This is a genomic window from Rhodococcus sp. CX (assembly GCF_015865005.1).
GTDB lineage: Bacteria > Actinomycetota > Actinomycetes > Mycobacteriales > Mycobacteriaceae > Rhodococcus.
This window is the reverse complement of sequence record NZ_JADZGH010000176.1, coordinates 1-10,300: the sequence shown is the minus strand read 5'-3', so window position 1 is coordinate 10,300 and position 10,300 is coordinate 1. Positions and strand designations below refer to the sequence as shown.

The following is a 10,300-nucleotide window of genomic DNA, read 5'->3' as shown; positions in this document are numbered from 1 at the left end:
CCACGGCGTCGAACCGATCAAAAAGCTCAGCGCCGACGGCGTAGAGACAACCCTGCGGTTCGGAAAGACCGGTTCACCGACCGACGTCGACGTCGACGCCGACGGGAATGTCTACATCACCAACTTCAACGCGGATTCGTTCACCGACAACATCGCCTGCCTCGACCGCAACGGGAACGCCTCGCGCGTTCCGTTCCGTGAACTGAGCGTGCTGCGACCGATCGGCATCGCCGTCGATCACCTCGGCGGTATCACCGTGCTCGATTGGCTCGGTGTGGTGTACCGACTAGACAAGACCAACGCCGCAACTCCGCCCACCGCGGCCACCCAGTCGTAGAGCTAGGCCGGTTCGTCGTCAAGGAGGATGCGGATGGGGTTCAAGGACGACTGCATGACAGCGGTCCGCGACATCATCAAGACCGATTTCAATGCCAGATGGGCCAAGGTGGTACCGACCACCGACACAGTCGCGCAGAAGGACGGCGCGGTCTACCTCGACGCCGCCTACCTTTATGCCGATATGGCCGACTCCACTGGCATGGCAGCCAAGTTCACCGCCCAGGATGCAGCAAAAATCATTCGGGCATACCTCCATGCGGTGTCCCGTGTGCTTCGTGACCGTGGCGGTGAGATCCGATCATTCGACGGTGACCGCGTCATGGCGATATTCATCGGAGACGACGCAGCCAATCAAGCGACGGACGCGGCGCTACGGATCACTTCCGTGGTCGGTGACATCGTCCACGACCAGCTCCTCACCTACAGCGACGCCTACTACGACGAGTGGATTCGATCGAGTTGGCGGGTGCGGCATCGTACCGGCATCGACGTAGGAACCGCTCTGATTGTTCGAGCGGGTGTACGTGGGAACAGCGACTTGGTTTCGATCGGTGACGCGCCGAACATCGCGGCAAAGCTGAGCGACTTCAAGGGTGGCGGGACAACCATCATCTCCGACCGCGTCTGGGACCAACTGAGCATGAAAAACTCCTTCAAGAACGAAGAGTGCATGTGGAAGTTTCACGGCGAGGTGCAGATCGGAAGCCGCAAGGAAACCGTGTGCAGTTCCACGTGGAAGCGGCCGTACGCATGACCCAAGATCCCGTCGATACCGCCTGGAAGATCCACGCTGCACTCGCCGACTGGACCGCGAAGGTCGACACCAAGGCTTCGTTCGCTCTCACCATCGAATCAGCACTTCTCGTCGGTGTAGTGACCTTGTCCGCGAAGGAGCGAGTGTTCCATAACCTCCCCGGTGGATGGCCGACGGCTTGGTATGTGATCGGTATCGTCCTGCTCGCTACAGCAGTCTTGTTCGCAGCATTCGTCGTGCGCCCCCGTCTTCGTGGTGGTGGCGACAAGCTCGCCGCAGAAGCACCGAACAACTTCATCTACTTCGGGCACCTGCGTCACCTCCAACCCTGCGAGATCGAGTACCGCCTCGAAGAGGCGGCGCTCTTACCAGTCCTCTCTAAACAACTTCACGAGATGAGCAAGATCGCGTGGATGAAACATCGACTCGTGCAATGGTCGATGAACCTCGCGCCAGCCGGTGTCGCAGCACTAGCGATCTGTGCCTCGGTCCGATAGATCGAAGAGACAACTCGTCGACCAGGTTCGTTCTCAGATTCGTCAGGGCAAGCCCATTCGGTCGTTGGATATCGATCCATGCTGGCCACATCGGCAGACAGGTCCGACATCACCGACCTGGAGGCGGCGGGGACCGTGATCGGCCCCGGTCGGAGCGAGGTCCGATGGATTCTGCACGGATGCGAACGCTACAGAGGGATTCGACACCGTCCAGAAACGAAAAATGCGCTCACCTGGCAGTTCGACAGCGATGGTGCGTAAACGGCAATTTACGTCCCCAATCCCGCAGAAACATGGAGTGACTACGGCCCTGGAGTCCGATACGCACGATTCTCCTGTTTTGTTTGTCGAGATGCAGCGAAGACTAGCGAGATGGGCGAGGCAGATTAACTGGGCCGACTAGCGCCTTTATAATGCTTCTGAGCTGCGGTTTCCCGGAATGAAACCTTGACTGGCGCTCTCGTCTCACCGAGCCTCTGTCAATCTGGAGCGGCGTGTCCTGTCAATCTTCACTGCATCTCGACAGTTGCGGGCAGTTCATGCGCGTGTTTCCGGCGGATGCGGACGGCCAGGATTGGCGCGTCTACGCGCGTCGGCGCCTAGTTGGCTGCAACTCGTGCGCGCCGTAGCTGTTGTCGTCGGGGTTGACGGTGACGCCGGGGGCGACGATCTCGTCGATGCGGTCGAGCACGTCGGCCGGCAGCATGGTCTCGGCGGCGGGCAGGTAGCTTTCGAGTTGCTCCATCGTGCGGGGACCGACGATCGCGCTCGTGATGCCGGGGTGGTTGATGACGAACGCGATCGCCATCTCGATCAGCGATATACCGGTCTCCTCGGCGAGCACTGCCAAGTCCTCAACCATGTTGAGCTTGCGCTGGTTGGCGGCGGTCGACATGTCGAAGCGGGCGCTCGGCCGCGCCTGCGACACGGGCGCCGAGGCGGCGGTCTTGCGCCACCGTCCTGAGAGCCACCCACCGGCGAGCGGGCTGTACGAGAGGGTGCCCATGCCGTAACGCTGCGTTGTGGGCAGAACATCCTCTTCGATGCCCCGCACGAGGATCGAGTACGGCGGCTGCTCGGTCACGAACCGCGCGAGATGGTTTTCCTTCGCAGCCCACTGCGCCTCGACGACCTGGGACGCGGAGTATGACGACGATCCGAGGTAGCGGACCTTGCCTTGGCGGACCAGATCGGTGAGGGCACCGAGTGTCTCCTCGATGTCGGTGTCGGGGCTGGGCCGATGCACCTGGTAGAGGTCGATGTGGTCGGTTCCGAGGCGGCGCAGCGAGTTCTCGACCTCACGCATGATCCACAGCCGCGAACCGCCGCGCTCGTTGGGTCTTTCGCTCATCGGCATGAAGAATTTCGTCGCGAGGAACACCTCGTCGCGGCGCGACGCGATGGCCTCGCCGAGGATCTCTTCCGAGGCGCCTGCCGAGTAGACGTCGGCGGTGTCGATGAAATTGATGCCGGCGTCGATTGCGCGGTTGATGATTCGCGACGCGTCGGCACGGTCGTCGTTCCCCCACGGTCCGAACATCATCGTTCCGAGGCAGAGCGTCGAGACGTGGACGCCCGTGCGCCCCAGCGGTCGATACTGCATGGTGTCTCCTTTCGTTGCGCCGGTCAGTTGTGGCCGGCGTAGATATGGGTCTGGCCGCCGTCGACGGTCGGTGCGAGCCGATGGTCTTTGTTTCCTCCGGCCGGCGAGCCGTTCGCCGTCCGAAGACCCAGTCGGGTTGTTCTCCGTTTCTGTGTGATGTGGACGTCTATTCGAAGGAGTCGACGCCGGTGAGCCGAAGTTCCTCGACGTCGAGGCGGGTCTGGATTTGGCGAGCCACTGAGTCGTCGATGGTGCTGGTGTGTCGCAGCTGTGAAAGTTCATCGCGTTGATGGGACAGAAGCGCGAGCTGCAGCTGTGTGTATTCCGTGTAGCGCGCGAGGGGTGCATGCTCGTCCAAGCTGCACGGCGGCGTCTCCGGTCCCGTCCCGTCCTCGGCTGCCTCGTCAGCGGTGTCGCGGAGTGCCGTCGCGAGTGGATCGACTTTCCTTTCAGGTGATGGGGCTGGGGTCTGCGTTGTCGCTGCAATGAGCTCGAGATGCTCGTTGTAGTCCTCGGCGAGTTTGTGGCGGACCGGCCTGCTGATTCTGTGCTTGTCAGCGATCTCAGGAAGCGCGGCAAGCGCAGAAGTGGTGATCGCGTGCTCGGCCAGGGCCAGCTCGTGGGCGGCAGTGCTGTTTTCGGGTAGCTGCGCCCAGCGGACCACGGAGGGCAGCAGAGGGCCTTGAACGAGCAGCGTCAGGACGACCACGCCAGCGGTGACGAAGATGATGTCGTCCCGTGCCGGAAAAGCCTCCCCACTGTTTGTCGTGGTAGGGACCGATAGTGCGATGGCCAGCGAAACTGCACCCCGGAAGCCCGCGAACGCGCTCACCAATCGTGCGCGATAACTCATTCGGCGCGCTCGTTGGGAAGGCCGGCGGTCCAGCAGCCGGATCAGTGTCACGGTTGCGGTCAGGAATCCGAACCGCACCGCCACCAGCCCGACCCACACCGCGGCGACGATGACAGATAGCCGCCCGAAGTCGCTGGCGGACAGATCCTGCGTGACGGCCTGGACCTCGAGGCCGATCAGGACGAACAGCGACCCATTGAGTAAGTAGGCTCCCAGCGGCCACACCGACTCTGTCTGACGGCGAGAAGATGCAGTACTGATCCGACCCGAGGTGTAGGCGATGATGAGTCCGGCGGCCACGACCGCCAATACCCCGGAGGCGTGGATCAGCTCGGCGAGCAAGTATGCGACGAACGGAACCAGGATCAAGGCGATATTGATCGACAGTGCGTCATGCACCCGCCGGAGCGTGAGATAGGCAAGCCCAGCGACCACCGCCCCAGCAGCAAGGCCGCCGGCGTACGAAAGAACCACTAGGCCGGTGATCTCGAGGGCGGTGTAGTTGCCACCTACGGCGATTCCGACGGCGATCGCGTACAACACCAGCGCTGTGCCGTCGTTGGTGAGGCTTTCGGCTTTGAGCAGCATGAAGTTGCGGTGTGGCAGTGCGCGTCCCAAGGCGGCGACCGCCGTGGCGTCAGGCGGCGCCAGTGCGGCCCCGAGGACGAGCGCCGCCGGCCACGGTATCCCGAGCGCGTGCGCGATGCCTGCTACGGCGAACGCGGTCGCGACCACCAGCAAGGTACTGAGGATGACGATGCCGCGGAAGTCCTGCTTGATGGACCGCAGTGAGGTGGTCAGGCTCTCCCAGAACAGCATGACAGGCAGGAAGAGCAGCAGTACTGCCTCGGGTGGCAACTCGATCGCGCGCAGATCCGGCACGAACCCGAGAGCGAGTCCGCCGATGAGTAGGATCAGAGGTGCTGCGATATGGAGGCGTGGAGCGAGCATCGCCGCGGCAAGTACCGCCACGCCCAGCAGCACGGTGACCTGCAAGCCGTTCATGATTCGTCTTCCCCTTCACCCTGTCGTGCTTTGCACCGAACGATGGTTCACGCGGATTCCCGCCGCTGCACGCGGCGACTTGTCGGCGTCGGCGGATTCTGTGGTGACCGCTTGGCCCACAAGGGCGATCAGCGACCGTGCCCGTGAGCGAGATGTGACTCGTTCGTCCGTCACTTGGTCAGCGAGGCGTTGTCGACGACGAAGCGGTACCTCACATCTGACGAGAGGACGCGTTCGTACGCCTCATTGATGCGTTCGGCCGGGATCAGCTCGATTTCCGCAGTCACGCCAGTGTCGGCACAGAAGTCGAGCATCTCCTGAGTCTCGCGGATACCACCGAATTGCGAGCCGGCAATGTTGCGCCCGTTGGTCATCAGGGCGAAGGCGTTCAGTGGCAGCGGCTCGGTGGAGACACCGACGCTCGCCAACGTGCCCCCGAGACGCAGCAGACCGAGGTGGGCGTTGATGTCGATCGGTGCGCTTACGGTGTTGAGTACGAGATCGAAGGTGTTCGCCAGTCGGGTGAACGTTTCCGAGTCGCCGGTTGCGGCGTAGTCGTGCGCGCCCAGTTCGAGAGCTGCGGTTCGCTTGGACTCCGTGCGGGACAGGACGGTCACCTCCGCGCCCATGGCTTTGGCCATCTTCACACCGAGGTGCCCGAGGCCACCGAGGCCGACGACGCCGATCTTCTTGCCCTGAGCGGCACCCCAGCGCTTGAGCGGCGCGTACACGGTGATTCCGGCGCACAACAGCGGCGCCGCGGACGCCGGGTCCAGGCTCTCGGGCACGTGCACGACGAAGTCTTCATTTGCGACGATCATCTGCGAATAGCCGCCCTGAGTGAAGGAATCGTCACGGTCGCGGCTTCCGAACACCAGAGTATGGCCGTTGAGGCAGTACTGCTCTTGTCCGGCGCGGCAATTGTCGCACTCGCGGCACGAGTCGACCATGCAACCGATGCCGACCCGGTCCCCGACGCAGTGCTTGGTCACTTGATCGCCGACTTCGGTCACCACACCGACGATCTCGTGCCCGGGGACGAGGGGGCTGACCGGCAGCGGACCGAGTTCTCCGGTGGCGAAGTGAATGTCGGAGTGACAGATACCGCAGAAAAGGATGTCAATCTTCACGTCGTGGGGACCGACGTCACGGCGCTCGATGGTGACCGCGGTCAGCGGCGTGCCTGCCGATGTAGTTCCGTAGGCGTTGACATTGGTGGGCATCAGAACTCCTCGTTGTGATCAGGGCTGCCGACCGGAGGACGCCAGTTCGGCAGAACCCCAGTCGAGGCCCACCGATCGCGTGTGGCAGTAACCGTTCTTCTTGGCATTGACAGATCTTTCGTGGACGTCCACCACCGCGCCGTCATCGCCACGTGGACGCCCGGGTTCTTTCTGCCACCCAGCGGCCGTCGCCAGTGACGGTGTAATGGATCTCAAGTTGTAGCGGCCACGTGCCGTGCCCGCCCCAAATGGTGGCTTCCGTTCTGGTTCGAGCCGTCAGAACCGGTGGCCCGTCATCGGTCTCGACGTCGACCGCAATGTCCTCGATTGCGTGGTATCGCATCCTGCCGGAGGCGACGTCAGCGAGCCATTCGGCCTTCGACTGTTCGTAGCCGGTCATGTGCGTGAGCGTGAAGTCGCGGCCGAGTAGCTTGCTCAGTGCAGCGGCATCGCCGTTGATCATCGCGGTGCGTTGGTGCGTGTAGTTTTCACGGACGGCTGCTTCGACCTCGTCCTTGGAGGTCATCGGGGGTCGTACTCGTCGTCGGTGACATGCTCGAGCCATGTTGTGGTCGTCGCCGGGTCGTCGGCGTTGTCGAGCATGGCCAGGTGTTCCATGAACGAATCTGTGGTCGCCCCGTGCCAATGCTCTTCGCCGGGTGGGCAGTAGATCGTCTGGCCGGGGTATGCCTCGATCCGCGTCCCACCTCGTGATTGCACCCACGCGACGCCCTGAGTGATGTGGAGGGTTTGGCCGCGGGCGTGGGAGTGCCAGGCGGTGCGGGCGCCGGGTGCGAACTGCACCTTCGCGACGGTCATCCGCTGGCCGCCGACGCGGGGAAAGGCGATCGGGTCCAGCCAGACGTCCCCGGTGAATTGCTCGGGCGGGTTCTTCGTTGTGGGGGTGCGGGGGTCGATCTGCATGGTGCCGCCTTCTTTTGGTCGGGTCGCCCACCGCGGGCGACGGGAATTCAGCGCGGGTCGACGCGAAGCGTGGTGGCTCGTGCCTGCTCGCTGGTGATTGCGTGAACGGCGGAACCGGTGCCGTACTTGTCGCGGTAGGCGGCGTCGATTGCATCGTCACGGGTGTCGTCGTGAGTGAATTCCACCTCGGCGTGGACGCCGCCCGCATCGATGACGCCGGCACCGGTGCGTTGCACCCCGCGGTACCAGGCGCCTTCGGTGCCGCGCACCGAGCGGATGTACAGCGCATCGTCGACCACGACATGCCACACGATCCGCGAGGTGCGCAACGTCCCGTCGAGCCGGTAGGCGGCGACATGTAGTTCGCCGTCGCGGTCGATCGCGGCCAGGTCCGTCTTGATCCAGTTGGTCATGGGGTCTCTCCTCGGTGGGCTGTTCCGGTCACAGGGGCTGCGCCCGGGGTCACGGGCGCAGGGCGACCTTGAGGGCTTCTCGGGAATCCATCAGCCGGTAGGCGTCGGCGGTTTCGTCGAGAGAGAGTCGGACATCGAACACCTTGCCGGGGTCGATGCGTCCGTCGAGCACCTGAGGAATCGCGCCTTCGAGATAGGCGCGCACGGGCGCAGGTCCGCCGGTGAGGGTGGCGTTCTTCCCGAAGAGTGAACCGAATCCGATGGGCGCGTTCTCGTACTGCGGGACGCCGACGCGGGAGATCACCCCGCCCGGGCGGACGATTCCGTAGGCCTGCTCGTAGGCGGGCATGTGGCCGACCGCTTCGAGGACGACGTGGGAGCCCTCGCCCCGGGTGAGGTCCATGACCTGGGCGATGCCCTCGGCGCCGCGCTCGGCGACGACGTCGGTGGCCCCGAACTTGCGTCCGAGGTCGGTGCGGGCGGTGTGGCGTCCCATGAGGATGATGCGCTCGGCGCCCATCTGGCGGGCGGCGAGGACCGCGGACAGGCCCACGGCGCCGTCACCGATCACCGTGACCGTCTTGCCTGCCTCGACACGGCCCATATGGGCGGCGTGGTAGCCGGTGAGGTAGACATCCGAGAGGGTGAGCAGCGAAGCAAGGAGGCTGTCGTCGGCGGTGGCCGGGTCGACGCCGGGCACCACGACGAGGCTGCCGTCGGCTTGGGGGATGCGGGCGAGTTCGGCCTGCAGTCCTCCGGTTTGCGGGGAGCCGTACCAGCCGCCGTGGACGCAGGAGGTGTGGAACCCTTCGCGGCAGAACGCGCAGGTGTTGTCGGAGAACGCGAACGGGGCGATGACGAAGTCGCCCTTCTTGATTCTCGTGACTGCGCTACCGGTTTCCTCGACGACGCCGATGAGTTCGTGACCCATGGGGTTGGCTACCCCGGGATCCATGGAGTGGTACGGGTGCAGATCGGATCCGCATACACAGGCGAGCACGGTGCGCACGATGGCGTCGGTGGGCTGCTGGATGACAGGGTCAGGGGCGGTTTCGACGCGGACATCGCCGGCGCCGTACATGAAGGTTGCTCGCATGAAGAGGTGGCCTTTCAGGGGTGCGGGAAGGGTCAGGTTCGTGGGGTCAGGCTTCGGGGATGTCCCGGCCGAAGGTTTCGAGGGTGACGTCGGCCGGTTCGGGGCCGCCGCGGCGGCCGGTGTCGAGGCCGTCTATCGCGGCGAGTTCGTCCGCGGTGAGGTCGAAGTCGGTCACGTGGAAGTTCTCGGCGATGCGGTGCGGTGTCACTGACTTGGGGATCGCCGAGCGGCCTTGCTGCAGGTGCCAGCGCAGCATGACCTGCGCCGGTGTCTTGTCGTGGGCTCGGGCGATGCCGCGGATGGTCGGATCCTCAAGGGTGCTGGTGTGCCCGGTGTCCCGGTAGAAGGTGATGCCGCCGATCGGTGACCACGCTTGGGTGATGATGCCGCGGGTGTCGTCGGCGGCGAGGACGGCGGGCTGCCGGAAGTAGGGGTGCACCTCGACCTGATTGACCGCCGGAACCACGGTCGTTGACTGCGCCAGCTGCTCGAGGTGATCGGGCATGAAGTTGCTGACACCGATCGCGCGGACCTTGCCGTCCGCCAGGAGGGTCTCGAGTGCGCGGTACGCATCGATCGTGAGATCGAACCTGCCCGGCAGCGCTTGATGCAGGATCAACAGGTCGATGGCCTCGACTCCGAGCTTGCCGGCGCTCTTGTCGAACGCGTGAAGTGTGGCCTCGTACCCGTAGTCACTGATCCAGATCTTGGTCTCGAGGAACAGGTCCGCACGGTCGAGACCGGAGCGGCGGATCGCCTCACCGACTTCCCTTTCATTGCCGTAGGCCGCGGCCGTGTCGATATGGCGGTAGCCGACACGAAGTGCTTCGGCGACAGCATCGACGGTCTCATCGGGCGGAGTCTGGAAGACGCCGTAGCCGAGTGCGGGCATCTGCACGCCGTTGTTGAGGGTGAGGGTGGGTATTGCAGTGGAATCGGTGTTCACTGTCATGCCTTTCACGCTAGGAAGGATCGAGACGATGAGGCAGGCCCTGCTGGTACCCCGTTGCCGAGAACCGGTCAGGCGCGGGCGCGCCGACCTACCGGGAGAACCAGAACGGCGGCGGAGGCCAGCGCCGCAGCAAGGAGCACCGCGCCCGCGGCCATCGCGGCGGGGTAGCTCGAGGACACGGCCAGCACCAGGCTCATACCCAGTGCTCCGCCGAGCTGATGCACCGAGTTGACGACGCCTGAGGCGGCGCCGGCCTGCCCGGGTGCCACTCGTGCGATGCCGGAGGCGGTCAGTGGCCCGAACGCGAGTCCTTGCCCGGCGCCGATCAGCACCATCGGCAGAGCGATACCGACTACGTATGCGGTGGCGTCGTCGACCAGGGCCAGCCAAGCCATGCCCGCGACGGCGAGTGCGAGACCCGTCACCAACAGCGCCGGGCCGCTGAACCTGCGCTGAATTCGCGGCACAGCCAGGGCGACGAGGAAGTTGACCACCGTCATCGGGAAGTATGCGCATCCGGCTGCCAACGCCGAGAACCCGCGATCGTCCTGCAGGTATTGGCTGGTGAACAGGAAGAAACACATCATTGCGCCGGGTTGCGTCCATCAGGATGGTGTACGAGCCGGAACCAAACGAACTGA

Annotated in this window: 11 protein-coding genes and 1 pseudogene; 3 read left to right on the top strand and 9 right to left on the bottom strand. The window is 64.3% G+C overall.

Annotation, left to right across the window (positions count from 1 at the left end; genetic code table 11):
- The 3 genes and pseudogenes from I0Q12_RS18485 to I0Q12_RS18475 form a co-directional block, all read left to right on the top strand.
- Window positions 1-337: pseudogene (locus I0Q12_RS18485) on the top strand (hypothetical protein); the annotation flags it as partial.
- A 33-nt stretch (window positions 338-370) separates the two neighbouring features.
- On the top strand, window positions 371-1,093 hold the full coding sequence (locus tag I0Q12_RS18480; RefSeq protein WP_189637422.1) for an adenylate/guanylate cyclase domain-containing protein: 723 nt from the start codon (window positions 371-373) through the stop codon (window positions 1,091-1,093).
- Entirely contained in the window at window positions 1,060-1,590 is a 531-nt protein-coding gene (locus I0Q12_RS18475) for a Pycsar system effector family protein (RefSeq protein ID WP_226949895.1), read from the top strand. The genes I0Q12_RS18480 and I0Q12_RS18475 overlap by 34 nt, the downstream gene beginning before the upstream one ends.
- A 583-nt stretch (window positions 1,591-2,173) precedes the next feature.
- On the opposite strand, the gene I0Q12_RS18470 is transcribed toward I0Q12_RS18475, so the two are convergent.
- The 9 genes from I0Q12_RS18470 to I0Q12_RS18430 form a co-directional block, all read right to left on the bottom strand.
- Window positions 2,174-3,193, bottom strand: a complete 1,020-nt coding sequence (locus tag I0Q12_RS18470; protein ID WP_197253353.1) for an aldo/keto reductase — start codon at window positions 3,191-3,193, stop codon at window positions 2,174-2,176.
- A gap of 166 nt (window positions 3,194-3,359) precedes the next feature.
- Entirely contained in the window at window positions 3,360-5,051 is a 1,692-nt protein-coding gene (locus tag I0Q12_RS18465; protein WP_197253352.1) for a Na+/H+ antiporter, read from the bottom strand.
- A gap of 170 nt (window positions 5,052-5,221) precedes the next feature.
- A complete protein-coding gene (locus tag I0Q12_RS18460) occupies window positions 5,222-6,274 on the bottom strand; it encodes an NAD(P)-dependent alcohol dehydrogenase (RefSeq protein ID WP_197253351.1) in 1,053 nt (350 codons plus the stop codon).
- Between the two features lie 142 nt (window positions 6,275-6,416).
- Window positions 6,417-6,800, bottom strand: a complete 384-nt coding sequence (locus I0Q12_RS18455) for a nuclear transport factor 2 family protein (RefSeq protein ID WP_197253350.1) — start codon at window positions 6,798-6,800, stop codon at window positions 6,417-6,419.
- A complete protein-coding gene (locus I0Q12_RS18450) occupies window positions 6,797-7,198 on the bottom strand; it encodes a cupin domain-containing protein (RefSeq protein WP_197253349.1) in 402 nt (133 codons plus the stop codon). The genes I0Q12_RS18455 and I0Q12_RS18450 overlap by 4 nt, the downstream gene beginning before the upstream one ends.
- 47 nt (window positions 7,199-7,245) lie before the next feature.
- A complete protein-coding gene (locus I0Q12_RS18445; RefSeq protein WP_197253348.1) occupies window positions 7,246-7,611 on the bottom strand; it encodes a DUF2255 family protein in 366 nt (121 codons plus the stop codon).
- A 49-nt stretch (window positions 7,612-7,660) separates the two neighbouring features.
- The gene (locus I0Q12_RS18440; protein ID WP_197253346.1) at window positions 7,661-8,707 is read right to left on the bottom strand and encodes a zinc-binding dehydrogenase; all 1,047 of its coding nucleotides are present in this window, start codon (window positions 8,705-8,707) and stop codon (window positions 7,661-7,663) included.
- A 46-nt stretch (window positions 8,708-8,753) separates the two neighbouring features.
- On the bottom strand, window positions 8,754-9,659 hold the full coding sequence (locus tag I0Q12_RS18435) for an aldo/keto reductase (RefSeq protein WP_197253344.1): 906 nt from the start codon (window positions 9,657-9,659) through the stop codon (window positions 8,754-8,756).
- 68 nt (window positions 9,660-9,727) lie between these two features.
- Entirely contained in the window at window positions 9,728-10,246 is a 519-nt protein-coding gene (locus tag I0Q12_RS18430) for an MFS transporter (RefSeq protein WP_231610974.1), read from the bottom strand.
- Window positions 10,247-10,300: the final 54 nt, after the last annotated feature.

Excerpts from the sequence above, each read along its gene's own strand:
- I0Q12_RS18480 (WP_189637422.1), top strand. The coding sequence starts at position 371 with ATGGGGTTCAAGGACGACTGCATGACAGCGGTCCGCGACATCATCAAG.
- I0Q12_RS18470 (WP_197253353.1), bottom strand. The coding sequence starts at position 3,193 with ATGCAGTATCGACCGCTGGGGCGCACGGGCGTCCACGTCTCGACGCTC.
- I0Q12_RS18465 (WP_197253352.1), bottom strand. The coding sequence starts at position 5,051 with ATGAACGGCTTGCAGGTCACCGTGCTGCTGGGCGTGGCGGTACTTGCC.
- I0Q12_RS18460 (WP_197253351.1), bottom strand. The coding sequence starts at position 6,274 with ATGCCCACCAATGTCAACGCCTACGGAACTACATCGGCAGGCACGCCG.
- I0Q12_RS18455 (WP_197253350.1), bottom strand. The coding sequence starts at position 6,800 with ATGACCTCCAAGGACGAGGTCGAAGCAGCCGTCCGTGAAAACTACACG.
- I0Q12_RS18450 (WP_197253349.1), bottom strand. The coding sequence starts at position 7,198 with ATGCAGATCGACCCCCGCACCCCCACAACGAAGAACCCGCCCGAGCAA.
- I0Q12_RS18445 (WP_197253348.1), bottom strand. The coding sequence starts at position 7,611 with ATGACCAACTGGATCAAGACGGACCTGGCCGCGATCGACCGCGACGGC.
- I0Q12_RS18440 (WP_197253346.1), bottom strand. The coding sequence starts at position 8,707 with ATGCGAGCAACCTTCATGTACGGCGCCGGCGATGTCCGCGTCGAAACC.
- I0Q12_RS18435 (WP_197253344.1), bottom strand. The coding sequence starts at position 9,659 with ATGACAGTGAACACCGATTCCACTGCAATACCCACCCTCACCCTCAAC.
- I0Q12_RS18430 (WP_231610974.1), bottom strand. The coding sequence starts at position 10,246 with ATGATGTGTTTCTTCCTGTTCACCAGCCAATACCTGCAGGACGATCGC.